Consider the following 26053-nt stretch of genomic DNA (forward strand, 5'->3'; position numbering starts at 1 on the left):
GGCCCGATCACGGCGCCGGCCGCGATCGCGGCCGCCCTCCCGGCCGCGCTCCGGAGCGCCGCGGCGCGGGATCCGGAGGGTTCGCCGGGGAACGGGGTGACAACGGCGCGTCTGGGCTGACAGTCTTGAGCTGCCTGGCTCTCCCCCGGCTCCCGGTATGTCCGCGGGCGGCCGGGTGGTGTGGACGAACAGGCGAACGGACGAAGGAGACGATGCCGTGTCGGTGTCATTGCAAAAGGGCCAGCGGATCTCGTTGGAGAAGCCCGGCGGGCAGGGCGGGCTCAGCCTGGTGCGCATGGGCCTGGGCTGGGACGCGGTCAAGAAGCGGGGATGGTTCGGCTCGCGCGAGCGCGAGATCGACCTGGACGCCTCCTGCCTGCTGTTCGCCGACGGCCGGCTCGCGGACGTGGTCTACTTCGGCAAGCTGACCAGCGACGACGGCTCGGTCCGGCACACCGGCGACAACCTCACCGGCGTCGGCGACGGCGACGACGAGTCGGTGATCGTGGACCTGACCCGGCTGCCGGTGCACGTCACCTCCCTGGTGTTCACCGTCTCCTCCTTCAACGGGCAGACCTTCAACGAGGTCGAGAACGCCTTCTGCCGGCTGGTCGACGAGACCACCGGCGCCGAGCTGGCCCGCTACACCCTGAGCGGGGGCGGCGCGCACACCGCCATGGTGATGGCCAAGCTCTACCGGCACAACGGCGGCTGGAAGATGAACGCCATCGGCGAGCCCGCCCAGGGCCGCACGTTCCAGGACATGCTGCCGGTCATCGCCGCCCACGCCTGAGCGAGAAGAACCTCCCCCCACATGACCGAACTGCTGCGCGGGGCCAACGCGCCCCTGCCCTGGCGCAGGCTCGTCGCGACCGTGTCGTGCGCGGTTCCGGTCGACGTCAGCGCCCTCCTCGTCGGCGCGGACCTGAAGGCCCGCGCCGACGAAGACCTGGTGTTCTACAACGCCCCCGAGGGCGCCGGCGTGCGCTGGTCGCAGACCACCGGCGACGGCGGGCAGCGCCTGGACCTGGACCTGGACGCGGTGCCCGCCGACGCGCACGCGGTGCTGATCGTCGTCAGCATGACCGGGCCGGTGTCGTTCGGCGCGGTGCCGCCTCCGCAGCTGCAGCTGACGGCCGACAACGGGACCGTCCTGGCCACCTTCACCGTGACCGGGCTCGGACCGGAGAAGGCGATCTTGGGGTTCGAGCTGTACCGGCGCGGCACCGGATGGAAGGTCCGCGCCCTCGGACAGGGGTACGCGGGCGGCCTGGCCGAGCTGCTGATCACGCACGGCATCGAGGTCGACGACCCCGGCGAGCCGATGGCCCCGCCGCCGCCCGGCCCCCGGCTGGGCGCCTCCGGCGGGGACGGCGGCGCGCCGCCACCGCCGCCGCCCCCTCAGCACGGCCCCGCCTCCCACGAGGTCGGCTACGCCGAACGCTGCTGGCTGGTGTGGGAGGACGCCAGCCGGTCCCTCAAGGCGTACCGGTCGGCCACCGAGCACGCCCTGAGCATCCGCGACGACGAGGTCGTCGGACGGGTCCCGCGCGGGCGGTACGACGAGCTGATGCGGGCCGCCGCCGACCGGCTGCACGCCGACTCCGCCCACCTGGCGGGCGAGCTGGCCGGGGCCGAGGCGCAGGCCGGGGCCGAGATGTCGCCGTTCGCCGCGCCGAACTGGCTGACCTGGCAGCCGTGCCGGGACCTGGCCGAGGGGGTGCTGCTGGGCCGGCTCGGCGTCGCCGAGCTGCCCGACCTGCAGGTGCCGCTGATCCTGCCGATGCCGTGGCGGCGCGGGGTGTGGATCTCCCGCGGCGCGCTGCCCGGGGCCGCCGCGGCCTACGCCTGGTCGCTGATCACCCGGTTCCTGGCCGCGGTCCCGCCGGGACTGGCCGGGCTGGAGGTCATCGACCACGCCGGGCTGTCGGGGGCGGGATGGCTGAACGGCTTCGACCCGATCGCGGTGCAGGGGCTGCTGGGCGGCGGGGTGGCCACCGGGCCGGCCGCCGGACAGCGGCTGCGCGGCCTGCTGGACCTGGTCGACCTGCGCGGCGTCGGCGGCGACGAGACCGCGACCCCCGCCGGGCTGGCCCCCGGGCCGCCGGTGCGGCTGGCGGTGATCATGGACGCCGGGGCGGCGCTGGACGGCGAGGACGCCCACCACCTGCTGCGGCTGGTGGAGAACGGGCCGCTGGTCGGCGTCCCGGTGCTGCTGGTGGAGAGCGACGCCCCGGCGAGCGAGTCGGTGCGGGCGCTGCGGGTCCGGCAGGCGTGCAACAACCTGCCCGCCACGGACGGGGCCATCGCCGACCCGTGGGTGGGCGTCGACTGGACGTTCACCCCCGACGTGCTGCCCGACGCCGGGGACGGCACCCGGGCGCCCAGTCTGTTCGCCCACGTGCTGGGGGCGCATGCGCGTGCCATCGCCTCATACGGGTAACCCACCCTCACGACCCACGACGACCGCCGCGCCCCGGCCGAGAGGCCCCGTGGACGCGCCCCTTCGGAACCGCCCATGAGGTTGTTCGCAGCGCTGCTGCCCCCGCCGGATGTGCTGGAGGAGCTGGACCGGCTGCTCGAGCCGTACCGATCCGCCTGGCCCGACCTGCGGTGGGTCGACCGCGACCTGATGCACATCACGCTGGCGTTCTACGGCGAGCTCGACGAGCGGACCACCGATCGGCTGCTGCCGCGGCTGGAACGCGCCGCCGGACGGTATCCCGCGATCGAGCTGTCGTTCGCCGGGGCCGGGGCGTTCCCCGGCGGCGCGCACGCCCGGGTGCTGTGGACCGGCGTGTACGGCGACCGGGGGGTGCTGAGCCGGCTGGCCGCCTCGGTGAACGCCGCCGGTCGCCGCGCCGGCGTCCGGCTGAGGGAGTACAGGGGGTTCCGCCCGCATGTGACGCTGGCCCGCAGCCGCCGCCCCATGGACCTGCGGCCGCTGGTGGAGGAGCTGTCGGCGTACGCGGGGGCGACCTGGACCGCCGACGCGCTGCACCTGGTGCGCAGCCATCTGCCCGGCGGACGCGACCGGCGGCTGTGGTACGAGCCCGTCCACCGCTGGCCGCTGCGCTGACCTCGGCCGCCTCGAGGAGCGGGGATAAACTTGCAACTGAAGTGTTAACTTCGCTGGGGCGCCCCACCGTGGCCGCAGTGCCGGACGAGGAGGTGGACCCGATGATCGCACTGCCGCACGCCCTGCCGACCGCGCTGCGCAAGACCCGGACCGCCGCCGAGTACGTGCATCGGCACGCGGCCGGCCCGCTGGCCCGCGAGCGCGCCGCGGAGGTCCTGCAGGCCGTGAACGCCTACGAGGCCCACCCGTCCTCGGCGGCCGCCCCCCTGCTGCTGACCGACCTGCTGACCGCGATCGTCGAATGCGTCGGCCCGGCCTGGCTGAAGGTCAACGCCGACGACCCCGACATCGCCCGCTTCACCGCCCTGATCGACCGGACCCGGGACGAGACGGCCCAGCCGCCCGCCGACGTCGACCTGGACGAGCTCCTGGCCGCCGTGCTGTGGGCCCGGCACGGTCCGGGCGGTGCGGCCGAGCCGAACGGGTCGGCCGCACCGGGCACCGCCTGAGCCGGCACCGCCGTCGGGCGCCCGGCCGCGCCGCGTCGACCTTGCGCGGAGACCCGTCCGAGGAGGGCCCGAGAAGGGCCGGTGAGGCCGGTCTCCGCCGCCGGCCCGACGCCCGGGCGTCGCGCGGCGGGCGTCCGGCCGGGGTCCCGACCCGAGTCGACCCCGGGCTCGATCACGATCCGTGGAACACCCATGGAAGCGCCGTCCTCGACCCGATCCGGCGGCGGGCGCGCCGGCCCGGGCGGCCGGGACGTGCGCCCGCCGCCGGGGCCCTTTCCGGCGCGGAGCGGCCGCACGGGGCCCGAGGACCGTGGAAGGTCCCGCGGGGAGCCGGGGAAGGGCTCGCGGGGTCCGCACGGAGGGCGACGTCAGGGCCCTGCCGGGGCGGTCACAGCTCCGGCGGCGGAGGCGCCGGGCGGTCGGCGTCTGGAGGCCCCCAGGGCAGGCCGTAGCGCTCGCAGGCGCGGCGCAGCTCCTCCAGATCGGGAGGGAAGGCGACCTGGCGCAGGACGCGGCCCGCGGGGCTCCAGACGACCACACGGGGCAGGCGCTCGCCGGACTCGTCGATCCCCACGCCGCCCACGGTGGCGCGCGACAGCGTCCAGAAGACCTGGCCTCGGCGGCCGACCGCGGCGATGCCCTGCGGGGAGATGCGCAGCCGCTCGCGGTTGCGGTCGTAGATCCAGTGGCCGACCAGGCCGATCACCAGGCCCGCGGGGGCCGCCCAGGACAGGGTGCGCAGCGTGCCGCCGAGCTCGTCGCCCAGCCACAGCGAGCCCAGCACGGCGACCACCTCGCACATGATCACGCTCAGCAGGTAGGTGCCGATGCGGGACCGGCGGGAGGCGTCCAGCAGCACGCCGGGACCGTCCTCGACGGGCCCCGCCGGTCCGTCGTCCCCCTCGGGGGCGGACGGTCCCGTCATGGCCTCCACCACGCCGTGGAACGCGGCCGACAGATAGGCGTCGTACTCGGCGTCGGTCACCGGCAGGCCCGCCTTGCGGGCCGACTCGCGCAGATCGGTCCGGGAGATCCGCAGCATCGACAGCGGAGCGGCGAAGAACTCCTCCCCGTCGGGCCCGTACAGCCGGACCCAGGCGTGCCCGCCGATGGTGAGCAGCTCGATCCCGCCGAGCCGGTCCTCCGGCATCCGCAGCACCACCTCGCCGGCCGCGTTCGCCCAGCCCAGCCCGTCGTCGGTGACCACCAGCCGGCCTCCGGGGACCTGGGAGAACACCTCCGGCAGACCGTCCAGGCCGTAGCGGGAGGGCCGCGGGTCGCCGGCGGTGGGGGTGATCACCCGGTAGCCGTGCTCGTGCAGCTCGTGCACCAGCTGGAACTCCTCCAGCCCGTCCGCTGGCAGCCGCGCCATCAGCCCCATCCGGTGATCGAACGCCAGCACTGACAGCGAGCAGGGGACCGGCTGCCCGCTCACCGGGTCGATCCGCACGCCCGGACCGACCACCAGCGCGGCCACCTCGGCGGCGTGCACCCGCAGCGCCCGGGAGGCCCGCCGGTCACGGCGCTGCGGCCCGCCCTGCACCACCAGCCGGCCCGCGGTGATCGTCCAGCGGACCGGGCGGTCCTGCAGCATCCGGCGGTACGCGGCGTGCAGCGCGATCGCCCCGACCAGCGTCCAGCCGGCCGCGGTCAGCCGGCCGGTCAGGCCCGGGCCGGCCGGGTCGGCCAGCGCCGTCCGGGCCACGACCAGCGCCGCCAGCACCCCCATCAGCGCGCACAGCAGGCCGACCCGGCGCCGCCCGGGCCCCGGCGGCGCGGCGCTCAGCCGGGTCGGCTCACGGCGCTCCTCGGGCAGCCGGCGCGGCTCGTGCGCGGCGGCCAGCAGCTCGGCCTCCTGGGCGGCCAGCCGCTGCTCGGCCAGATGGTCCAGGCTCCGTCCGCCGTCCTCGTCCAGCACCCGCACCGGCAGGCCCAGCCGCCGCGCGGTCACATAGAACGGCAGCGGCTCGAACCCCATCGCGGTCAGATCGCCGACCGCGGTGCGGCCGAACTTGTGGAAGATCGTCAGCCGGCCGTCCGCGGCGGTCAGCGCCAGCTCCTCGATCCGTTCGCGCTCGTAGCGGAGCAGGACCTCGCCGCGGGGGCCGATCCGTTCCAGACCGGCCTCCGACAGCCGCCAGTACGGTCGGGGGCGTCGCGGCAGGAGCGCGCCGAGCAGCCAGGGAAGCGCCGCACAGGCGCCGATCAGGGCCGCCCACAGCCAGGCCGGCGTGATCGGCAAGACCGCGACGACCAAGGCGGCCAAGGTGAACGACCCGTGGCCGATCGGGCGTCGCCGCCCCACGGGTCCCGTCCAGGACCGACCGACGAGCTCTGGGTGCACAATCCTCGATCCTGACATGTCCCACGCCGTTCTCGCCGCCCACTTTCCGTCGGATGCGTCACGGCCCCGCGGCCGGAGCGGGGCCGGTCAGGATCTGCGCCGCAGGAGGCCGAATCCGAGGGCCAGCGCGACCCCGATCACCAGCGCCAGGCCGACCTTCCGGGCGTCGGGCCGGTCCCGGTCGGCCACCCGCTCCGGGGCGGCGGTGGAGGTGGGGCTCGGCAGGGCCCGATCGGGCAGCGGCACCCGCCAGATCGGCTGGCCGGTCCCCTCCGACCCGACCAGCAGCGCGCGCCCGTCCGCCGTGTAGGCGATCGACTCGCCCTGCTCCTGCCGGGGCAGCCGCACCCGGGCCAGGGGGGTGAGCTTCTCGGCGGCCCGGTCGTCGAACGCGTACACCTGGGCCGACCAGTACGTCCGGATGACCAGGGTCCGCCCGTCCGGGGAGAAGGCCCCGTCGGTGGCCATCGCCGGGGCCGGGCCGATCCGCCGCAGCGTGTTGGAGCCCGTGGCGCGCAGCCGCGCCGGGGCCTCGTACACCGCGCCGGACAGCTGCTTGCTGGCCACGTACAGCCGGTTGGTGCGCGGATTGATCATGAGCGTCTCGGCGTTGCGCGGCCCGTCGGCGTAGGTGAGGCGGAACGCCGTCGCCCGCAGCGTCTGGTCGTGCAGCCGGGCCGGCTCGGGCACCCGGTAGACCGTCACGTGCGGCCACGCCCCGCCGAGGTTGTCGCCGATGTCGCCCACGTACAGCGCCGGGCGCCCGCGTTCGTCGACGCCGACAGCCATGCCCTCCCAGTCGCGCGCGTTCGCCCCGGCGAGCCGGAGGACGGCCCTGACCCGCCCGTCCGGGCCGATCGCGTAGATCTCCGGCCGTCCGGAGGAGTCGTTGTGGGTGTAGAGCACGCCCGGATGCCGTCGGCTGACCGCCAGCCCGCTGGACTCCACGATCCGCTCGTCGGTGATCGTCATCACCTTGACGGCGTCGCCGCCGTCGGCGGCCAGGGCGGGCGGCGCCGCCCAGGCTCCGGCGAACAGGCAGGCGAGCGCCCCCGCCGCAAGCCGTGACCGCGTTCTCATCGGCCGCCTCCCCCCCGTCGCGTCGGGGGAGGACCCGTCATCCCCCGACGCCGGACGACCGTCGAGAGCCGTCGTCCGCCGCGGCCGTCCATCGCATCCCATCGCCACGATCATCGCCGATCGGGGGAGGGCGCGTCAGCCGAGCAGCGCGCCGATGACCACGGCGAGGATCAACACGGTCAGGATGGTCGGGAGAAGCCATCGGGATGGGCGGTTCACGGGGTGAAGCCTATTCGGCGCGGGGCGATGCCCGGTCCCGCGGCGAACCCTCGCCCCCGGACCGGCGTCTCAACGGACATGTGCGGATTGTTCGGGCTGCTGCGGTCCCCTTCGGCGGCGCACCCGGAGTGGGCGTCGGACGCGTTCGTCCTGCTCGGCATGCTGGCCGAAGAACGCGGCACCGACTCCGCCGGGGCGGCGCTGTTCACCGGGCGGGCGGTGACCTCCGCCGCGCGGGTGCCGCCGGACGCCGCCGACGTCAGCATCGACGGCTGCCGGATCGTCAAGGGCCGCGGCCCGTTCGGCCGGGTCTGGCGGTCGGACCTGCTGCTGGCGCTGCTGGACGTCGCCCCCGTCGCGCTCGGCCACACCCGCTGCGCCGCCCGGGGCCCCTCCGCCGGCCCGGCCGAGGCGGCGCCGCTGGTGGTGTCCGGTCCGGACGCCGCGGACGCGGGGATCGTGGCCGCCTGCAACGGGGACGTGGCGGCGGGCGAGCTGCGCCGCCGCTTCGCGCTCGCGCCGGACGGCGCCGGCGGCGAGGCGATCTTCCGGGCGCTGGCCGGCCGGACCGACGCGGCGTCGATCGGCGAGGTGCTGCGGGCGCTGATCGGCCGGGCCGCCCTGGCCTGGGTGGAGCGGGCCCGCCCGGACCGGGTGCACCTGGCCCGGGCCGCGCTGAGCCCGCTGGTGGTCGCGGTGGACGCCGAACGGAACGTGTACTGGGCCTCCAACCCCCGATGGTTCCGCGAGGTGCGCGCCGGCACGCGGGTGCGGTTCGTCTCGGCCGTGATGCTGCGCGAGGGCACCTATCTGCAGATCGCCCGGCGCCCCGAGCCGCAGATCACCGCCCGCGCCGAGTTCGTGCCCACCGCGCGCCCCGCCGACCTCGACGAGCGGGTCTGGGCCGGGTTCACCGCGGCCGACCGGGACCGCGACCGGGCCCAGCTCCGTCACGTCCTGTGCCGCTCCGCCGCGGGACGCGACGCGGGCGGTTTCGCGACGGTGGGCTGACCGCCGGTCCCGGACGGGCGGCTACAGCCGCTCGACGACGTAGTCGATGCAGGCGGTGAGGGCCTCCACGTCGGCGGGGTCCACGGCCGGGAACATGCCGATGCGCAGCTGGTTGCGGCCCAGCTTGCGGTACGGCTCGGTGTCCACGATGCCGTTGGCCCGCAGGACCTTGGCGACGGCGGCGGCGTCGACCGAGTCCACGAAGTCGATGGTGCCCACCACCTGAGACCGCTGCGCCGGGTCGGCGACGAACGGGGTGGCGTAGGAGCTCTTCTCCGCCCACGTGTACAGCCGCTGCGCCGAGTCGGCGGTGCGGGCGGTGGTCCAGGCCAGGCCGCCCTGGGCGTTCATCCACTCGATCTGCTCGGCCAGCAGCAGCAGGGTGGCCACCGCCGGGGTGTTGTAGGTCTGGTCCTTGGCGGAGTTCTCGACGACCGTCTTGAGGTCGAAGAACGCCGGGATGTACCGGTCGGAGGAGGCGATCTCCTCGATCCGCTCCAGCGCGGCCGGCGACACCAGCGCCACCCACAGCCCGCCGTCGGAGGCGAAGCACTTTTGCGGCGCGAAGTAGTAGACGTCGGTCTCGCCGACGTCCACCGGCAGGCCCCCGGCCGCGGAGGTGGCGTCCACCAGCACCAGCGACCCCTCCTCGCCGACGCGCTTGATCGGCATCGCCACGCCGGTGGAGGTCTCGTTGTGGGTCAGGGCGTAGACGTCCACGCCCTCCTCGGTGCGCGGCTCGGGGTGGGAGCCCGGCTCACCGGCGATGATCGACGGGTCGGCCAGCCACGGGGCGCTCTTGGTGACCTTGGCGAACTTGCTGGAGAACTCGCCGAACGTCAGGTGCTGGGACTTCTCGCGCACCAGCCCGAACGCGGCGGCGTCCCAGAACGCCGTGGTGCCGCCGTTGGACAGCAGCACCCGGTAGCCGTCGGGCAGCGAGAACAGCTCCGCCAGCCCGTCGCGGACCCGGCGCACCAGCGACTTGACCGGCGCCTGCCGGTGCGAGGTGCCCAGGTACGCCGCCCCCGACTCGGCGAGCGTGCGCAGCTGCTCGGGACGGACCTTGGACGGGCCACAGCCGAAGCGGCCGTCGGCGGGCTTGAGGTCTTCGGGAATGGCGATGTTCGCGTTCTCGGTCACGACGAACACCTTAGTTGACCTGCGCGATTCACTTCGAAGGCGTCCACATGCCGAGATGGGCGACATCAGCGGGGGCTTCGGCGGCGCGCCCGGATTCCGCGGATCAGCGCCCCCAGCAGCCACAGCAGCCCGAGCGCCGCCAGCGTCGCGAACACCGCGTGCACGCCCCACGGGCGGCCCCGCCGGGCGGCCTCGGCCAGCGCCCCCGCCGAGTCGTACAGCAGGAACGCCAGCGCGACCGCCGTGATCCAGCCGACCACCCGGCGTGAGATCGCATCCCGCCGTCTGCGCTTGGCCTCTCGTTCGGCCTCCTGGCGCAGCAGCTCCTCGCGCTCGTCCTCGGCGGCGGGGTCGGTCACGCGCCCATGATGGCAAATTCCATTGCGAGAATTCGCACCACCCTCTTGTGTGGGGCTGAGTGTCTTTTGACCTTCACCGAGGGGCGGTCGACCGATTGCATGGCCGGGACCGTCGGGTCCGGGCGGGAGGCGGCGGAGGTGGTGGGCGATGCCTCAGACGGGCCAGGGCGTTCCGCCGGATCTGGCGCACCGGCACCCGCAGCTGACGGCGGTGCTGCGGCAGCTCCGGCGCCGGCCCACGGCCCGGGCCGGGGACCGGCTGCGCCCGGTGCTGCTGACCGCGGACGCGGGCGGCTGGACCTCCGTCGCGCAGAGCCTCAAGGACGACTGCGACGGTGACGGCGGCCTCGTCGCCAAGGTGCGCGACCCCGGCTCCGACGTCCCCGATCTGCTCCGCAAGATCGTCTACCGGCTCACCGAGAGCACCCCGCCCCTGGAGCGGCCGCTGCGCTTCCGGCTGCTCAGCATGGCGTTGTGGCTGAGCTCGCTGCGCGAGATGCGGCTGGCGGCGAAGGCGAACAACGACCAGGTGCCGGACGGCGCCGGCCCCGAGGAGGACCGGGAGCTGGTGGCCCGGCTGATGGGGGTGAGCGGCAACGACCCCCAGGCCGCGCGTCGGGTGCTGGCGGCGGGGATACGCCGCCGGCGGCAGCGGGTGCTGCCGGGCGAGAACAGCGGAGGGAAGCCGAGGTTCGCCTCGGTGCTGAGCTATCTGGAGCAGATCGCCCCGATCGCGGTGGCGGTCATCGCCCTGGTCAGCGCGACCGCGGCCAGCGCGGTGGACCTGGCGGCGGCGGCGATGACCGCGCTCGGCGGGGTCGTGGTGATCATCGGCCAGGCCGGCATCGTCACCTGGGACTGGGCGAGCCGGCGGCGCTACCGGTGGTTCCCCCGGCAGCCGTACGGGCCGGGGCCCGCTCCGGACTTCCTGACGTTCGCGGTGAAGCTGATCAACCGCAACCGGCTGCCCGAGGACGAGCTGGACAAGCTGTTCATCGCGGCCTTCCTGGAGGACCTGCGGCAGGGGTACCGGCGCGGCTGGCGCCGGGCGACCTGGGCGCGGGTGCGCTACCCGACCGTCATCATGGACCCCCTCGTCCGCACCGACCCGGCCGAATCCCGGCGCCGGATGGAGCTGGCCCGGCGCTTCATCGAGCTGGTCGAACGGGTCCGGGCGGACCGGCTGCGCCGCTTCGCCCACCGCGGCGGCCCGCTGACGGCCGAGGAGCTGCGGGAACGCGACCGGATCGGTCCCGAGCAGGCGGCGGCGCGCATCGCCTTCGACCCCCTGGTGATCGTGGCCTGCGTCGGCGACGACGCCGACGAGGTCGCGGCGTTCGCCGGCCGGCTCCGCCCGCAGGCCACCCGGGACCGCCCGGTCGATCTGGACGGCGCGCTGCAGTCCTACGTCGACCACTGGGACGACCGGCGGCGCGCCATCGCCCTGGGCTACACCCGGGACATCTCCGTCGACCTGGGCAGGGGCGACGGCCAGTCCGCCCCCGCCCTCCCCTCGCGGCGGCGGCCCTGGCTCGCGCACCCGTTCACGCCGTGGATCGGCGCGCTGCTGGTGCTGGCCGCCTCGGCCACCGTGGTGACGGTGCAGGGCGTCCGCTACTGCGATCCGCACGGGGTGTGGCGCGCCCCCAACGGCGAGTGCGTCGGCCTGACCGACGGGTCGTTCCCCTTCGACGAGCGGCTGGAGCGGGTCGAGCGCCGGATCCGGGACCAGAACGAGGCGGTCCTCAAGACCGGCAGGAAGTACGTCACGATCGTCTATCTCGGGGCGCTCAGCACCGACCCCGCGGGCGGCGGTCCGCCGGGCACGCTGCTGTCGGGGGTGCACGGGGAGCTGGTCGGGCTGGCGGTCGCCCAGCGGCTGCACAACGCCGCCCACAGCGAGCCGCTGCTGCGGGTGCTGGTGGCCAACGCCGGATCGCGCTTCCGCTACGCCGCCCGGGTCGCCGAGCGCATCCGGGCGCGCGCCCTGTCGGACCGCACGATCGTCGGGGTGGTCGGCTTCGGCGAGAGCAAACAGCAGACCGGGGAGGCGATCCGGCGGTTGTCCCAGGCGGCGCTGCCGATGATCGGCACCACCAGCACCTATGACCTCCTGGGGCGGCAGGCGCAGGGGTTCTCCCCGTACTACTTCCGGCTGGCGCCCCTCAACCGGCGGCTGGCCGAGCACGCGGCGCACTGGGCGCGCAGCGGCCGGCTGAGCCCCGGCGGCGCCCGGGCCGCCTCGGCGGACGTGTTCTACGACGCCGCCGAGGACGACACCTACAGCACCAACCTGGCCGAGGACTTCGCCGAGGCGTTCGGCCGGGCGGGCGGGAGGGTCCGGATGCGGCGGTACCGCGATCCGCGCGAGATCCCGGGGCTGGTGCTGCAGGCCTGCCGGCGGCCGGCGGACGTGTTCTACTACGCCGGCCGGTCGCATGAGTTCCGCTCGTTCGTCAACGTGCTCGTCAACACGCCCTGCGGCGGCCGGCGGGTCGTGCTGGGCGGCGACGAGGTGACCAAGTACGTCAGCGACAACGCCGAGGAGATCGGCCGGACCCCGTCGATCAAGCTGTTCTACACGCCGCTGGCCGCCGAGGAGGCCTGGGACCCCCGCTGGGTGGGGGACAACCCGCTGCACCCGTTCTATCCGGCCTTCAGGGCCGCGCTGAAGGACCTCGTCCGTCCCGACGCCCCGCCCGCCGAACGCCCCTCCCTGGCGCATTCGGCGATCGCCTACGACGCGGCGTTCACCATGATCAGGGTGGCGCAGCGGGTGATGGCCGATCAGGCCGGGGCGCCGCCCACCGCGGCGGCGGTGCTGTCGGAGCTGACCGAGCCCACCCCGGGCTCCCGGATGCAGGGGGCGACGGGGGTGATCCGCTTCGGTCCCCGCAACCAGGGGCACCTGGTCCCCGACAAGCCCGTGCTGCTGCTGGAGGTGCTGGAGACGGGGCGGCGGATGGCCGTCGCGGTCTGCGGCCACCTGGTGGACGGTCGCACCGGCAGCGCCGACTGCCCGAAGCCGGGCCGCTGACCGGGCCGCCGGCGTCCGGCCGGATGCGGCCGGACGCGCGGGCGCATGCGTCCGGATGCGACCGGATGCCGCCTGATCGGGTCCGATCGGATGCGACCGGATGCCGTCAGCTGTGGCCGGATGCCGTCAGCCGTGGCCGGATCCGGCCACAGGCGACCGGATCCGGCCGGATGCGGCGCAGGACCCGTCACGACCCTTTGCGACCCGTCGTGATCATCACGACCGTGCAAAGGCGCCGCAGGGAAACGGGGTCTTCGGGGCGGCGCCCCGAAGACCCCGTCGAGGAACGGACGGTCAGCCGGCGTTCCGCTTGAGGGCGGCCTCGGCGCCGGTGACGTCGGTGATCGGGCGGGGGCCCGGGCCCACGTAGCGGGCGCTGGGGCGCACCAGGCGGCCGGTGCGCTTCTGCTCCAGGATGTGCGCCGCCCAGCCCGCGGTGCGGCCGCAGGTGAACATGGCGGGCATCATCGCGGGGGGAACCTCGGCGAAGTCCAGCACGACCGCCGCCCAGAACTCCACGTTGGTCTCGATGGCGCGGTCGGGACGACGCTCGCGGAGGATGGACAGGGCGGCGTCCTCCAGGGCCTTGGCGGCCTCGAACCGGGGGGCGCCCAGCTCCTTGGCGGTGCGGCGGAGCACCCGGGCGCGCGGGTCCTCGGCGCGGTAGACCCGGTGTCCGAAGCCCATCAGCCGCTCGCCCGCGTCGAGGATGTCGGTGACGACCTTGCGGGCGTCGCCGGTCTGCTCGACCTTCTCGATCATCGGCAGCACCCGGGCCGGGGCGCCGCCGTGCAGCGGGCCGGACATGGCGCCGATGGCGCCGGAGATGCTGGCGGCGACGTCCGCCCCGGTGGAGGCGATCACCCGGGCGGTGAAGGTGGAGGCGTTCATGCCGTGCTCGGCGGCCGAGACCCAGTAGGCGTCGACGGCCGCCACATGGCGGGGGTCGGGCTCACCGCGCCACTGGATCATGAAACGCTCGGTGATCGTCTGGCCTTCGTCCACGCGCCGCTGCGGCACCATCGGCTTGTCGATGCCGCGGGCCGACTGGGCGACGAACGACAGTGCCAGCGCCGACACGCGGGCCAGGTCGGCCCGGGCCTCCTCGTCGGTGATGTCCAGCAGGGGGCGCATGCCATAGGCGGTGGCCAGCGCGGGCAGCGCGCCCTGCACGTCCACCCGGACGTCGCCGGACCGCAGTGGCAGGACATGCGGCTCTGCCGGCTCCAGGCCCGGGTCGAAGCTGTCGTCCACCAGCAGGCCCCACGCGTCACCGAAGGAGACGCGGCCGACGAGCTCCTCGATGTCGACGCCCCGATACCGCAGGGCGCCGCCCTCCTTGTCCGGTTCCGCGATCTCGGTCTCGAAGGCTACGACCCCCTCAAGACCGGGTTTGAAGTCGGACATGTTCGTCCTGCCTTTCGTCCCCAAGAGTGATAAGGCGGTGATGCTTCATTGAACCCTGTCTGGGTTACCGCTCAGTACCCAGGTCCCCGCAATGTGCGCTCGGCCCAGGTGAGAGGCTCTGCCACTGTGCGACACGATCCCGACCCGGCCCGGTTGCGCACCGACTACGACGGTGCCGTCCCGGGACTGTCCTCCTTTCCCGCCGACCTGCCCGAGGAGCCGGTCGACCTGTTCGCCGCCTGGTTCGCCGATGCGGTGGCGGCCGGACTGCCCGAACCCAACGCGATGATCCTGGCGACCGCTTCGCCGGAGGCGGAGCCCAGCGCTCGGATCGTTCTACTCAAAGGGTACGGAACGGACGGTTTTAGGTTCTTCACCAACCACACTTCGCGCAAGGGGCGGGACCTGGCGGCCAACCCGCGGGCCGCGCTGGTGTTCCCCTGGCACCCCCTCCATCGGCAGGTCAGGGTGTCCGGAGCGGTGCACCGGCTGCCCGAGGAGGAGGCGGCCGCCTACTTCCGCACCCGGCCGCGCGGGGCGCGGCTCGGCGCCTGGGCCTCCCGGCAGTCGTCGGTGATCTCCTCCCGGGAGGAGCTGGAGGCCAGGTTCGCCGAACTGGCCGCCCGCTGGCCGGAACCGGCCGAGGTGCCCAAGCCCCCGTTCTGGGGCGGCTACCTGGTGGTCCCCGAGGAGATGGAGTTCTGGCAGGGGCGTCCGGACCGGCTGCACGACCGGATCCGCTACCGCCGACCCCCCGGTGAAAAGGACAGGTGGGTCATCGAGAGACTCTCTCCGTGACCACGGCGAAGGACTCCCCGCCCGCCGCCGCCACCGCGCGGACCTCGCGGTGGCGGCGGCTGGCCATCGACACCAGGCCCCTGGGCAATCCCGCCTACCGGCGGCTGTGGATCGGCCACACCGTCTCCCACGTCGGCTTCCAGGTGACCGCGGTGGCGGTGCCGGTCCAGGTGTACGACCTGACCGGCTCCTCGTTCTGGGTCGGTGCGCTCGGCGTCGCGGCGCTGGTGCCGCTGATCGCGTTCGGGCTGTGGGGCGGCGCGATCGCCGACCACATGGACCGGCGCCGGCTGCTGTTCGTCTCCTCCTGCGTGACCTGGGTCTCGACCCTGCTGCTGCTGATCCAGGCGGTGCTCGGGCTGGACGCGCTGTGGCTGATCATGGCCACGGTGGCGGTCCAGTCCTGCGGATTCGCGGTCTCCTCGCCCGCCCGCGGCGCGATCATCCCCCGGCTGATGCGGCCCGAGGAGGTCGCCGCGGCCAACACCTTGAACTTCACCGCGAGCCAGGCCGGCATGCTGGCCGGGCCGCTGCTGGCCGGGGTGATCCTGGCCCGGTGGCACTACGCGGCCGCCTATGCGCTGGACGCGGCGCTGTTCACCGTGGTGCTGTGGGCGGCGCTGCGGCTGCCGCCCATCCCGCCGCTGGAGGACCGCACCGGAAGCCCCGGCCTGCGCTCGGTGGTCGAGGGGCTGCGCTATCTGGCCTCCCAACCGGTGCTGCTGATGTCGTTCGTGGTGGACGTCATCGCGATGGGCGTGGCGATGCCGCGGGCGCTGTTCCCCGAGGCGGCCGAGACCCGCTTCGGCGGAGGGGCGGGCGGGGAGATGGCCGCGGACGGCGTCGCCAGCGGCGCGGTGGGCTGGCTGTTCGCCGCCATCGCCATCGGATCGGTGCTGGGCGGGCTGATGTCGGGCTGGATCGGGCGGATCCACCGGCAGGGCGTGGCGCTGGTCGCGTCCATCGTCGTGTGGGGCCTGGCGGTCGCCGCGGCCGGGCTCGCCTCCTCCCTGTGGCTGGCGGTCGTCCTGCTGGCGGTCGGCGGCGCGGCCGACCTGGTCTCGGCGGTCTTCCGGCAGACCATCCTCCAGACGTACGCGCCGGACGAGATGCGCGGCCGGCTGCAGGGCGTCTTCGTGGTGGTGGTGGCCGGAGGCCCTCGGCTGGGCGATCTGCGCGCCGGGGCCGTCGCCGCGGTCGCCGGCGCCACCGTCTCCTGGGTCGGCGGCGGACTGGCCTGCGCGGTCCTGGTGGTCGTGGCGTCCCTGTGCGTCCCCGCCCTGCTGCGCTACGACACCCGCACGGCCGGCCCGGCCGACCCGGCCGGTCGCTGACGCGCCGCCCCGCCGGAGCCGCCGCCCGCCGGCCACGCCGGGGAGCCGGCGCGCTAGCGGTCGAGGGCCCCGGCGGCGGCCCTCAGGTCCTCGACCAGGCCGGCGTAGGCGCCCTCGCGGTCGTCGGCGCGCAGCACCGCCGAGGGATGGACGGTGGCCAGGAGACGGGCGGGCGCGTCGGCGGGATCGGCCGACTCGACGAAACGGGCGGCCTGCGGGGTGCCGAGCATCTCCGGCGGAGGGCACGGCAGCAGTTCTCCGCGGCGGGGGGTGATCCGGAATCGCGATCCCAGGAGCGCTTTGCCGGCCACGGCGCCGAGCAGCACGACGACCTTCGGATCGATCACGTGGAGTTCGGCCAGCAGCCAGGGCCGGCAGGCGGATGTCTGACGGGCGCTCGGCGTCTTGTGCAATCGACGTCTTCCACCGGCGGGAACGGTGAACGCGAAATGCTTCACCGCATTGGTGAGATACACATCCCCACGGGCGATGCCCGCCTCCTCCAACGCCCGGTCCAGCAACCGTCCCGCCGGGCCGACGAACGGCCTGCCCCGCCGGTCCTCCTGATCGCCGGGGGCCTCGCCGACCAGCACCATCCGAGCGTCCGCCGGACCCTCGCCGAACACCGTCTGAGTCGCCTCGGCGTACAACGGGCAGCCCCGGCATCCGGCGGCCGCCCGCGCCAGCCCCGTCAAATCCGCTTGTTCGGGAACGTAAGGGGTTGCGTCGTGGGAAGATTCGACCGTCATAACGCGTTTCCTCTACCCACCAGGCGCCCATCGCGTCGCAAAGCGTCAGGGAGCCGCTGAGGGGCGCCCCGCCACGGCTCGGGCGAAGTAGACTTGAAGCTTCGAGAGCGGAGGGAGCATTGACCTCACACGGCCTGATCGACACGACGGAGATGTATCTCCGTACGGTGTTCGAGCTCGAAGAGGAGGGGATCGTCCCTCTCCGTGCGCGCATCGCCGAGCGCCTGTCCCAGAGCGGCCCGACGGTGAGCCAGACGGTCGCCCGCATGGAGCGCGACGGCCTGCTGCGGGTCGAGGGCGACCGGCACCTGGAGTTCACCCCCGCTGGCCGGGAGCTGGCCATCCGGGTCATGCGCAAGCACCGCCTGGCGGAGTGCCTGCTGGTGAACGTGATCGGGCTGCCCTGGGAGGACGTGCACATCGAGGCCTGCCGGTGGGAGCACGTGATGAGCGAGGAGGTCGAGCGGCGGCTGGTCTCGCTGCTCGGCAACCCGACGCACTGCCCGCACGGCAACCCGATCCCCGGCCTGGACGAGCTGGGGGTGTCCACCGACGGGGAGGAGAGCGGCCCGCTCAGCGTGATGACCGACATCGCCACTCCGGGCGGCACGCCCGCGGTGGTGCGCCGGATCAGCGAGCAGGTCCAAAACGACAGCGATCTGATGCTGATCCTCAAGGAACTCGACATTCGGCCCGGACGAGAGGTGATCCTGGCGACCGGTGAAGACGGGGTACGAGTGACGTGTGACGGTGAGCCGGACTCCACCAGCGAGCTGCCCCGGCGGCTGGCCGACCACGTGTTCGTCACCAAGCGCTGATCATTTCCCGTTGACACCGCCGCCCAGCACCGAGGACCTCCGCCGCGGGGAGGGATTCCCGCGTATCCGGGACGCGCTTTCGTCGTTCATCAACAAGACGGGCGCGGGCGGGCGCCTGGGAGGGCACGTCCAGTGCAGCGACGGGGAAGCTGAGGTCCGATGACGCGGTGGAGTGAGTCCGCCATCGAGGCGCAGCTGCCGCCGGAGACCGTGCTGTCCCAGATGGAGATGGCGGTCGTGGTCTGCGACCGGTTCAGCAACGTCATCTACGGCAACGCCTTTGCGCGCAAGCTGTTCGGCTTCGACGGGGACGAGTTCATCGGACGGTCGGTGCTGTCGCTGGGCATCGCCGAAGAGGACCACGCCCAGGCCGCCGAGCTGGCCCGGCACGTGCTCAAGGGCGGCGTCTGGGAGGGCACGTTCAGCAACGTCCGGGACGACGGCTCCACCGTCTACACCCGTGCGCACGCGGTGCCGCTGCGCCACCCCTCCGGGGCGATCGACGGGATCGTGATCTTCGCTCGTGAGGCGTTCCGCAGCAACCAGCGCGACCAGGAGCGCTACGGGCTGCTCGAGCGCGTCGGAGAGCGGCTGGCCGGATCGCTGGAGCTGGCCACCACGCTGCGGCAGATGGCCGACACGCTGGTCCCGCAGTTCGCCGACCACTGCTTCATCGACCTGTTCAGCGGGGACCGGCTGATCCGCCGGGTCTCCCGGCACGCCGGCGGCTGGACCCCGCCGCCGGGCACCTGGCCGGAGGTCGACGAACCGGTGTCGTACCCGCCGGGCCACCACGCCGCCAAGGCGATGCAGCGCCGGGACGCGGTGCTGGTGGAGGACATGGCGCAGGCCCGCTACGCGGCCCCGGACCAGGCCGGCGACGAGGCCATGGGCATCACGTCGGCGATCTCCGCTCCGCTGCTGGCCCGCGGCGAGCTGCTGGGCGTGATGACGCTGGCGTTGTCCAACCTGAGCAAGCGGCCCGACCCGCACTACGACGGCTTCGACCGCGACCTGGTCGGCGCGATCGCCGGCCGGGTGGCGCTGGCGGTCGACAACGCGATGCTGTTCGAGGCCGAGCGCGAGACCGCGCTGGCCTTCCAGAAGAACCTGCTGCCCGGGGACGTCCCGCCCAAGCTGGACGGACTGGAGATCGCCTGGCGGTACGAGCCGGCCCGGCCGCTGGAGTCGCACGGACACGGCATTCAGACCCAGGTCGGCGGCGACTGGTACGACGTGATCCCGTTGTCGGCGGGCCGGGTCGGGCTGGTGATCGGCGATGTGGAGGGCCGCGGCGCGCGCGCCGCGGCGGTGATGGGCCAGCTGCGGGCGGCGCTGCGGGCGTTCGCCCAGGCCGACAAGCCGCCCGCGGAGATCCTGCGCGAGCTGGACGAGTGGACCCGGACCCTGAGCCCGGCCCGGCGGTCGGACCGGATCGACGAGGACGGGGCGCGGGCGCCGCTGGTGTCGTGCACCTATTTCGTCTACGACGCCTGGTCGCGGGTGCTGTCGTTCGCCAACGCCGGGCACGATCCGCCGCTGCTGATCCAGGACGGCGAGGTCACCGAGCTGGAGTTCAACAGCAAGGGCGCGATGCTGGGCGTGCGCGGTTCCGGCGTCGGCGGGGAGATCCTGTTCAACGAGGAGAGCCGCGAGCTCAAGCCCGGCGCCACGCTGGTGCTGTACACCGACGGACTGATCGACCGGCGGCCCAAGCCCGACGGGGAGTACTACACCCGTGAGGAGTCCCGCCGGATGGTCCGTGAGGCGGTCGCCGCCGTCGCGGACGGCGACGTCGAGGAGGTGGCCGGCGCGGCCTTCGAGGCGGTGCCCGGCGACATCGACGACGACGTGGCGATCGTGGTGATCCGCACCTCCTCGGAGGAGCTGGCGGTCGAGCAGCGCACCTTCGCCGCCGAGCCGATCATGGTGTCGGAGGCGCGCCGGATGGCCGCTCAGACGTTCGCCTCCTGGGGGATGGACCCCGAGCAGGCCGAGCTGGCCTGTCTGCTGGTCTCCGAGGTCGTCACCAACGTGGTGCTGCACGCGGCCAGCAGCCCGGCGCCGCGGCCGGAGCCGGCGGCGCTGCTGGCCGGGGCGGGCGTGGAGGACGAGGACTCCCTGCTGGACGAGGAGCTGTGGGACCTCGGCATGGAGCTGGGCCGCCGGGAGCCCCCGACCAAGGAGTTCACGCTGCGGCTGCGCCGCGGCTCCACGTCGGTCTGGGTCGAGGTGTTCGACTCGGACCTGCGGTTGCCGCGGATCCGCAGTGCCGGGGAGACCGACGAGGGCGGTCGCGGCCTGTACCTGGTCGATCAGCTCGCCACCCGGTGGGGCGTCCGCCCGACCGCCGACGGCAAGGCCGTCTGGTTCGAGCTGCCCCGCTGACCCGGGTCAGCGGGGGCGGGGTTCGGCGGCCAGATAGGCCCAGGTGTCGGTGTACCACAGCTCCCCGCCGATCACCCGGGGGCGGGCGCCGGTGCGGGACCCCCCGTCGATCTCCTCCAGCAGGGCCCGGCGGACCTCCTCGGCGACGGCGGGATCGGTCGCGTCGGCCAGCCAGTGCTCCAGGGGGCGTTCCACGTTGATGCGCTCCAGGCGGCGGATGCGCGCGCCCGCGTCGGTCAGCAGCCGGACGAGGTCGTCCAGGGCGGGCAGCCCCGGGTGGGCGGGGTCGCGGAGGCGTTCCAGCCGGTCCCGCGCGGGGGCGTGGTGGGCGGGACGGACGACCTCGGCGATCACCACCCGGCCGCCGGGACGGCACACCCGCACCGTCTCCCGCAGCAGGCTCGCCGGGTCCACCGGCCGGCGCAGCGCAAGCCGTGAGACGACCAGGGTGAACGCCCCGTCGCGGTAGGGCAGCGCGGCGCCCTCGGCGGCCGTCGCAAAGGCGCCGTCGCCCCGATGACGGGCGGGGGAGAACACCACGGTCGGCATCCGGCCGCCCGGGGGCGGGGCGCTCGTCGAGGACGGAGGGCCCGGCGGGTCGGATGCGGCGTGGTCGGCGGGACGGACGGCGTCGGCGGCGGTCACCCGCCGCACCAGCGGGCTCAGCGCCGCGGGAAGCGGGTCGCTCCCGCAGTCCAGGGTCAGGCACTCGTCGGCGGGGCCGGGTTCGGCGAAGGCCACGAGCCGGTCCAGATGAGGGGAGGTCGAGCTCCGTCGCCTGTGGACCTTGGCCGTGGTGGGGGACACGTGGAACTCCCTTGCCGCGCGGGGAAGCAGCTGCCTCAGGTGAGACGGCCGTCTCGGCGCGGAAGTTCGGACATCGCCGTCAATCCAGGGACTGCCCCCATATGGCCAGCATGGCGATGACGAAGACGATGATGATGCCCTTGTAGCCGGGCACCGGCCAGCGCAGCCGCGCGGCGACGTACCGCAGCAGGTAGGCGGTCATCAACCCGAGGAAGAACAGCAGTATGAGCCCCGTGACGTCCATCGGGCCCAGTATCGGCGCGGAACGGGCGGCGGTCCACCACGGCGGACGGACCGGTCTTGTTCGACCCGGAGTCGAATTGTGTTCGGGCGGGGGATACGCTTCGAACGTGGCAGATGTGACGGAAGTGCAGCAGGCGGACCGCGTCGACACGCTGATGGTGCACCTGGCGCGGGGGCGGGTGGCGCTCGGCGTGACGGCTTTCCTGGCGCCGGGGGCGACCGCCCGGATCCTGGGGCTGGGGCGGGACGCGGACGCCGGGCGGGACCTGGCGACCCGGCTGTTCGCCTCGCGGGAGATCGCGCTCGGGCTCGGCTATCTGCTCAGCAAGGGACGCTCGCGGGCGGCGTGGGCCCGTCTGGGCGTGGCGGTGGACGCGCTGGACGCGCTCGCCGCGGTCAAGTCCCGCCGGGGCCGCCGCGGATCGGCGGTGCCGCTGTGGGCGGCCGCCGCGTTCTCGACCGTGGCGCTGGGCGCCACCGGGATCGGCGCGGCGAAGGTCGTCAAGGACCTGACCGGCTGACCGGGCGGCGGAGGACGGTCCGCCCGGCCCGGTGACGGCGGGCCGGGCGCTTCCCCCGCCGTCGGCCGGGCCTGCCGGGGCCGTCGATCCGCCCGGCCGGTTCGCTCCCCGCCGCCGGATGGGTACACACCCTCCCGAGCTACGGGGGGAGTCGAGCGATGCACGGTGCCGTCGGGGGCGGCACGGCCGTGGCGGCCGAGCCGACGGGGCTGCCGCGCCGGGGACGGCTGTATGCGATCCTCGGCGCGCTCATGATGGCGATGCTGCTGGCCGCCTTGGACCAGACCATCGTCGCCACCGCGTTGCCCACCATCGTCGGGGAGCTGCGCGGCGCCGAGCACCTGTCCTGGGTGGTGACCGCCTATCTGCTGGCCACCACCACGGTGACGCCGCTGTGGGGACGGCTGGGCGACCAGTACGGGCGCAAGCACCTCTTCCTGCTGTCCATCGTGATCTTCCTGGTGGGCTCGGCGCTGTGCGGGCTGGCCCGCGCCATGCCGGAGCTGATCGCCTTCCGGGCGGTGCAGGGGGTGGGCGGCGGCGGGCTGATGTCGCTGGCCGTGGCGATCGTCGGCGATGTGGTGCCGCCCCGGGAGCGCGGCCGTTATCAGGGGCTGTTCGGCGCGGTCTTCGGGGTGTCGAGCGTGCTGGGGCCGCTGCTGGGCGGGTTCTTCGTCGACCACCTGTCCTGGCCGTGGGTGTTCTACGTCAACCTTCCGCTGGGCGCGGCGGCGCTGGCGGTGATCGCGACGGTGCTGCCCGCCGACCGGCTGCACGAACGCCACCGGATCGACTACCCGGGGATCGCCCTGCTGTCGGCGGCCACGATCTGCCTGGTGCTGGCGGCGACCTGGGGCGGCACCGAGTACGCCTGGGGCTCGCCGGTCATCGTCGGCCTGCTGGGCGCGGCGGCGGCCACGCTGGGCTGGCTGGCCTCGGCGCGCCGGGCGGCCGAGCCGGTGCTGCCGTTGCGGCTGTTCACGGTCGAGGTCTTCGTGGTGGCGGCGGCGCTGGGCTGCCTGGTCGGCTTCGCGATGTTCGGGGCGTTGACGTACCTGCCGCTGTATCTGCAGGTGGTGCACGGGGTGTCGGCGACGCTGTCGGGGGTGCACCTGCTGCCCATGGTGGCCGGGATGCTGGTCGGCTCGATCGGCAGCGGGCAGCTGATCAGCCGGTACGGCCGCTACAAGGTGTTCCCGGTGGTCGGGATGACGGTCACCACGCTGGCGCTGTGGCTGCTGTCGAGGGTGGAGCCGGCCACCTCGACCGCGGTGCTGAACGGTGATCTGGCGGCGCTGGGCCTGGGGCTGGGCCTGGTCATGCAGGTGATCGTGATCGCGGCGCAGAACGCGGTGCCGTACCGGGACCTGGGGGCGGCGACGGCCGGGGTGACGTTCTTCCGGTCGATCGGCGGCTCGTTCGGAGTGGCGATGTTCGGCTCCCTGTTCGCCTCCCGGCTCGAACGCGGCCTCGCCCGGGTCGCCGAGGCCGGAGGGCTGCCGCCGGGATTCGATCCGCGGACGGCGGGGGAGGACCCGGCGGTGATCGGCGTCCTCCCGCCGGCCCTGCAGGAGCGGCTGCTGCAGGTCTACAACGACGCCATCGCCGAGGTGTTCGGCTGGGCCGCCCCGGTCGCCGCGATCGGGGTGCTGCTGGCCCTGCTGCTGCCCGAGATCCCGCTGCGCGCCACCGCCAAGGCGGGCCCGGACCTGGGCGAGGGCATGGCCGGCGCCCCCACCTATCGCACCTCCCGGCAGGAGGTCGAGGGGCGGCTGAGCCGGCTGATGATGCGGGATGCGGGGGCCCGGGAGATGTACGCCCGGCTCGGGGTGCTCGCCGAGGTCCATCTGCCGGCGGGGAGCATGTGGGCGCTGTGCCGGATCGCCGAGGAGGGGTCGGTGTCGTCGGCGGAGCTGGCCCGGCGGGCGGGCGTTCCGGTGGAACGGGGCCGTCCGTATGTGGATCGGCTGGTCAAGGCCGGGTACGTGGTGCGCAGGGATGGGCGGTTGGAGATCACCGACGCGGGCCGGGCCACCGCCGAACGACTGTTCGCCGCCCGCAACCGGGCCCTGGAACGGCATCTGGCGGGGTGGTCGCCGGAGGATCACCTCGAGCTGACCCGGCTGCTGGCCGAGCTGGCCCGCCATTCCCTGGACGCCCCGCCGGAGCTGCGGGAGTCGGCCCGGCGGTGACCGGGGCGGCGGACCGGGAAGGGGGCGTTTTGCCGGCCGGGCCGTCCCGTGCTTCCCTGGACGTATCGGCCGGATTTCGGCCGAGCCGCGCACATGCGCGGGCTGTGAATTCGGCGGGGCGCGCCCGCGACGCGGCGGGCCGCGGCATGTAACCTCGTATCAACAACCGAATCCTGCTCGGTTTGCTCCGGGACGGAACCCCTACGCAGAGAAATTTGGAGGCGTCGTGGCCGAGGCGTACATCGTCGGCGCGGTCCGTACCCCCGTGGGCACCAAGAAGGGTGCCCTGAAGGACGTCCACTCCGCCGACCTCGGTGCCCATGTGCTCAAGGAGCTTGTGAACCGTACAGGGGTCGACCCGGCGGCGGTGGAGGACGTGATCATGGGCTGCGTCATGCAGGTCGGTGCGCAGACCCTGGACATCGCCCGCACCGCGTGGCTGTCGGCCGGGCTGCCGGAGAACGTGCCGGGCGTCACCATCGACCGTCAGTGCGGCTCCTCCCAGCAGGCCGTGCACTTCGCGGCGCAGGCCGTGCTGTCCGGCACCCAGGACCTGGTGGTCGCCGCCGGCGTGGAGAACATGGCCCTGGTCCCGATGGGCTCCTCGGTGCCGATGGGGCCGGAGGGCCCGACCGTGGGCCTGCCGTGGGGCCCCGCCTGGGGCGAGCGCTACGGCCAGCAGGAGATCTCCCAGTTCCGCGGCGCCCAGCTGATGTGCGAGAAGTGGGGCTTCAAGCGCCCCGACCTGGAGGAGTTCGCGCTGACCAGCCACCAGCGGGCGGCCAAGGCGCAGGAGAACGGCTACTTCGACCGTGAGATCGCGCCGCTCAACGGGCTGGACCGGGACGAGGGCGTCCGTCCCGACACCAGCCTGGAGAAGATGGCCTCGCTCAAGCCGCTGCGCGAGGGCTGGGAGCTCACCGCGGCGGTGTCCTCCCAGATCTCGGTCGGCGCCTCGGCCCTGCTGATCGCCTCCGAGGAGGCCGTCAAGCGGCACAACCTGACCCCGCGGGCCCGCATCCACACCCTGGCGGTGTGCGGCTCGGACCCGGTGGTCATGCTCGACGGCCCGATCCCGGCCACCCGGAAGGCGCTGGAGAAGAGCGGCCTGAGCATCGACGACATCGACGTCGTCGAGATCAACGAGGCGTTCGCCCCGGTCGTGCTGGCCTGGCTGAAGGAGATCGGCGCCGACCCGGCCAAGACCAACCCCAACGGCGGCGCCATCGCGCTGGGCCACCCGCTGGGCGCCACCGGCGGCATCCTGATGACCAAGCTGCTGCACGAGCTGGAGCGCACCGGCGGCCGCTACGGCCTGCAGACCATGTGCGAGGGCGGCGGCCAGGCCAACGCCACCATCATCGAGCGTCTGTGAACGCGTCCGGCTGAGCGGCCGAGCACGGCCGCGCGAGCGTGAGGGGCGGGCCCGACAGGGGCCCGCCCCTTCGTGTGTCCGGCGATGTTTAAAGCTGGAGTTGGCGGAAATATACAAGTTGACTTTGAAGTTAGCTCTCTACAGAGAGGTAAGTACAGAGCTCGCGACGGAGGTGCGAGGAGATGCTGCTGACCGCCATCGACCCCTTCATGCAGGAGTTCGAGCGTCAGTTCGACCGGCTGAGCAGGCAGTTCCTCGGGCACGTCGACGGTGAGGTGATGCCCATGGACGGCATCCGCCGCGATGACGAGGTGGTGCTGCGCTTCGACGTCCCGGGCATCGACCCCGACTCGATCGAGGTCACCGTCGACCGCGGCGTGCTGAGCGTCAGCGCCCGCCGCGAGGAGGAGTACAAGGGCGACGAACGGCCGTTCGTCCGCGAGCGGATGATGGGCACCTTCACCCGGCGCGTCTACCTGCCGGAGCACCTGGACGCGGACAACATCGAGGCCGCCTACAGCAACGGCGTGCTCGCGGTCCGGATCCCGGTGCTGGAGAAGGCCCGGCCGCGCAGGATCGAGATCAAGCGGGCCAAGGAACGCAAGTCCATCACCGCATGACGCCCGCCGGCCGCGTCGGC

22 protein-coding genes are annotated in these 26053 nt (G+C 73.9%); 14 read left to right on the forward strand and 8 right to left on the reverse strand.

The features are described from left to right. Positions 1-217: 217 nt before the first annotated feature. The 4 genes from EIO00_RS17520 (at position 218) to EIO00_RS17535 (ending at position 3588) form a co-directional block, all read left to right on the forward strand. Positions 218-793 (forward strand): TerD family protein, encoded by a 576-nt coding sequence (locus EIO00_RS17520; RefSeq protein ID WP_140180324.1) that lies wholly within the window; start codon positions 218-220, stop codon positions 791-793. 21 nt (positions 794-814) lie between these two features. Beyond that, a complete protein-coding gene (locus tag EIO00_RS17525) occupies positions 815-2443 on the forward strand; it encodes a TerD family protein (RefSeq protein ID WP_140180326.1) in 1629 nt (542 codons plus the stop codon). 75 nt (positions 2444-2518) lie between these two features. Beyond that, on the forward strand, positions 2519-3079 hold the full coding sequence (gene thpR / locus EIO00_RS17530) for an RNA 2',3'-cyclic phosphodiesterase (protein WP_140180328.1): 561 nt from the start codon (positions 2519-2521) through the stop codon (positions 3077-3079). A gap of 77 nt (positions 3080-3156) precedes the next feature. Next, positions 3157-3588, forward strand: a complete 432-nt coding sequence (locus EIO00_RS17535) for a hypothetical protein (protein WP_206664167.1) — start codon at positions 3157-3159, stop codon at positions 3586-3588. Between the two features lie 388 nt (positions 3589-3976). Here EIO00_RS17535 and EIO00_RS17540 read toward each other — a convergent pair whose 3' ends face one another. Next, the gene (locus EIO00_RS17540; RefSeq protein ID WP_140180332.1) at positions 3977-5830 is read right to left on the reverse strand and encodes a hypothetical protein; all 1854 of its coding nucleotides are present in this window, start codon (positions 5828-5830) and stop codon (positions 3977-3979) included. Between the two features lie 189 nt (positions 5831-6019). After that, positions 6020-7012: a TolB-like translocation protein gene (locus EIO00_RS17545; protein WP_140180333.1), complete on the reverse strand. Its 993-nt coding sequence runs from the start codon at positions 7010-7012 to the stop codon at positions 6020-6022. A 297-nt stretch (positions 7013-7309) separates the two neighbouring features. On the opposite strand from EIO00_RS17545, the gene EIO00_RS17550 reads away from it, so the two are divergent. Continuing rightward, positions 7310-8242, forward strand: coding sequence for a class II glutamine amidotransferase domain-containing protein (locus EIO00_RS17550; RefSeq protein WP_161602747.1), 933 nt, complete (start codon positions 7310-7312; stop codon positions 8240-8242). Positions 8243-8263: 21 nt separating this feature from the next. Here the strand turns inward: EIO00_RS17550 and serC are convergent, their stop codons facing one another. Together serC and EIO00_RS17560 are read right to left on the reverse strand one after the other, a co-directional pair. After that, the gene (gene serC / locus EIO00_RS17555; RefSeq protein WP_140180337.1) at positions 8264-9385 is read right to left on the reverse strand and encodes a phosphoserine transaminase; all 1122 of its coding nucleotides are present in this window, start codon (positions 9383-9385) and stop codon (positions 8264-8266) included. A gap of 65 nt (positions 9386-9450) precedes the next feature. Next, a complete protein-coding gene (locus EIO00_RS17560; RefSeq protein ID WP_140180339.1) occupies positions 9451-9744 on the reverse strand; it encodes a hypothetical protein in 294 nt (97 codons plus the stop codon). 148 nt (positions 9745-9892) lie between these two features. Between EIO00_RS17560 and EIO00_RS17565 the strand changes: the two genes are divergently transcribed. Next, entirely contained in the window at positions 9893-12781 is a 2889-nt protein-coding gene (locus EIO00_RS17565) for a type 1 periplasmic-binding domain-containing protein (RefSeq protein WP_140180341.1), read from the forward strand. A 294-nt stretch (positions 12782-13075) separates the two neighbouring features. On the opposite strand, the gene EIO00_RS17570 is transcribed toward EIO00_RS17565, so the two are convergent. Beyond that, the gene (locus EIO00_RS17570) at positions 13076-14188 is read right to left on the reverse strand and encodes a citrate synthase 2 (protein WP_140180343.1); all 1113 of its coding nucleotides are present in this window, start codon (positions 14186-14188) and stop codon (positions 13076-13078) included. A gap of 126 nt (positions 14189-14314) precedes the next feature. Here EIO00_RS17570 and pdxH point away from each other — a divergent pair, with 126 nt between their 5' ends. Both pdxH and EIO00_RS17580 read left to right on the forward strand, forming a co-directional pair. Further along, positions 14315-14986 carry a pyridoxamine 5'-phosphate oxidase gene (gene pdxH, locus EIO00_RS17575; RefSeq protein ID WP_140180345.1) on the forward strand — a complete coding sequence of 224 codons (672 nt, stop codon included), beginning with the start codon at positions 14315-14317 and terminating at the stop codon, positions 14984-14986. After that, positions 14983-16320: an MFS transporter gene (locus EIO00_RS17580; protein WP_140180347.1), complete on the forward strand. Its 1338-nt coding sequence runs from the start codon at positions 14983-14985 to the stop codon at positions 16318-16320. The genes pdxH and EIO00_RS17580 overlap by 4 nt, the downstream gene beginning before the upstream one ends. Positions 16321-16373: 53 nt before the next feature. Here EIO00_RS17580 and EIO00_RS17585 read toward each other — a convergent pair whose 3' ends face one another. Continuing rightward, positions 16374-17069 (reverse strand): UdgX family uracil-DNA binding protein, encoded by a 696-nt coding sequence (locus EIO00_RS17585; RefSeq protein WP_140180349.1) that lies wholly within the window; start codon positions 17067-17069, stop codon positions 16374-16376. Positions 17070-17188: 119 nt separating this feature from the next. On the opposite strand from EIO00_RS17585, the gene EIO00_RS17590 reads away from it, so the two are divergent. Together EIO00_RS17590 and EIO00_RS17595 are read left to right on the forward strand one after the other, a co-directional pair. Continuing rightward, positions 17189-17887: an iron-dependent transcriptional repressor DtxR gene (locus tag EIO00_RS17590; protein WP_140180351.1), complete on the forward strand. Its 699-nt coding sequence runs from the start codon at positions 17189-17191 to the stop codon at positions 17885-17887. A 159-nt stretch (positions 17888-18046) separates the two neighbouring features. Beyond that, entirely contained in the window at positions 18047-20275 is a 2229-nt protein-coding gene (locus tag EIO00_RS17595; protein WP_140180353.1) for an ATP-binding SpoIIE family protein phosphatase, read from the forward strand. Positions 20276-20281: 6 nt separating this feature from the next. Here EIO00_RS17595 and EIO00_RS25665 read toward each other — a convergent pair whose 3' ends face one another. Further along, positions 20282-21082, reverse strand: a complete 801-nt coding sequence (locus EIO00_RS25665) for a class I SAM-dependent methyltransferase (protein ID WP_140180355.1) — start codon at positions 21080-21082, stop codon at positions 20282-20284. A gap of 79 nt (positions 21083-21161) precedes the next feature. Continuing rightward, entirely contained in the window at positions 21162-21326 is a 165-nt protein-coding gene (locus tag EIO00_RS24585; protein WP_175596262.1) for a hypothetical protein, read from the reverse strand. Between the two features lie 106 nt (positions 21327-21432). On the opposite strand from EIO00_RS24585, the gene EIO00_RS17605 reads away from it, so the two are divergent. From EIO00_RS17605 to EIO00_RS17620, 4 genes are all read left to right on the forward strand, one after another. Next, positions 21433-21846, forward strand: coding sequence for a hypothetical protein (locus EIO00_RS17605; RefSeq protein WP_241661432.1), 414 nt, complete (start codon positions 21433-21435; stop codon positions 21844-21846). A gap of 158 nt (positions 21847-22004) precedes the next feature. After that, positions 22005-24038 (forward strand): MFS transporter, encoded by a 2034-nt coding sequence (locus tag EIO00_RS17610; RefSeq protein WP_140180357.1) that lies wholly within the window; start codon positions 22005-22007, stop codon positions 24036-24038. Between the two features lie 226 nt (positions 24039-24264). Beyond that, on the forward strand, positions 24265-25413 hold the full coding sequence (locus EIO00_RS17615) for an acetyl-CoA C-acetyltransferase (protein ID WP_140180359.1): 1149 nt from the start codon (positions 24265-24267) through the stop codon (positions 25411-25413). Between the two features lie 182 nt (positions 25414-25595). After that, positions 25596-26033, forward strand: coding sequence for an Hsp20/alpha crystallin family protein (locus EIO00_RS17620; protein WP_140180361.1), 438 nt, complete (start codon positions 25596-25598; stop codon positions 26031-26033). The last annotated feature ends 20 nt before the right edge of the window (positions 26034-26053 follow it).

Source organism: Thermomonospora catenispora, assembly GCF_006363815.1.
Classification (GTDB): Bacteria; Actinomycetota; Actinomycetes; order Streptosporangiales; family Streptosporangiaceae; genus Thermomonospora; species Thermomonospora catenispora.

What these genes read in the sequence shown, in the direction of transcription:
- EIO00_RS17525 (WP_140180326.1), top strand. Translation starts at nt 815, where the DNA reads ATGACCGAACTGCTGCGCGGGGCCAACGCGCCCCTGCCCTGGCGCAGG.
- thpR (WP_140180328.1), top strand. Translation starts at nt 2,519, where the DNA reads ATGAGGTTGTTCGCAGCGCTGCTGCCCCCGCCGGATGTGCTGGAGGAG.
- EIO00_RS17545 (WP_140180333.1), bottom strand. Translation starts at nt 7,012, where the DNA reads ATGAGAACGCGGTCACGGCTTGCGGCGGGGGCGCTCGCCTGCCTGTTC.
- EIO00_RS17550 (WP_161602747.1), top strand. Translation starts at nt 7,310, where the DNA reads ATGTGCGGATTGTTCGGGCTGCTGCGGTCCCCTTCGGCGGCGCACCCG.
- EIO00_RS17565 (WP_140180341.1), top strand. Translation starts at nt 9,893, where the DNA reads ATGCCTCAGACGGGCCAGGGCGTTCCGCCGGATCTGGCGCACCGGCAC.
- EIO00_RS17570 (WP_140180343.1), bottom strand. Translation starts at nt 14,188, where the DNA reads ATGTCCGACTTCAAACCCGGTCTTGAGGGGGTCGTAGCCTTCGAGACC.
- EIO00_RS17585 (WP_140180349.1), bottom strand. Translation starts at nt 17,069, where the DNA reads ATGACGGTCGAATCTTCCCACGACGCAACCCCTTACGTTCCCGAACAA.
- EIO00_RS17595 (WP_140180353.1), top strand. Translation starts at nt 18,047, where the DNA reads ATGACGCGGTGGAGTGAGTCCGCCATCGAGGCGCAGCTGCCGCCGGAG.
- EIO00_RS24585 (WP_175596262.1), bottom strand. Translation starts at nt 21,326, where the DNA reads ATGGACGTCACGGGGCTCATACTGCTGTTCTTCCTCGGGTTGATGACC.
- EIO00_RS17610 (WP_140180357.1), top strand. Translation starts at nt 22,005, where the DNA reads ATGCACGGTGCCGTCGGGGGCGGCACGGCCGTGGCGGCCGAGCCGACG.
- EIO00_RS17620 (WP_140180361.1), top strand. Translation starts at nt 25,596, where the DNA reads ATGCTGCTGACCGCCATCGACCCCTTCATGCAGGAGTTCGAGCGTCAG.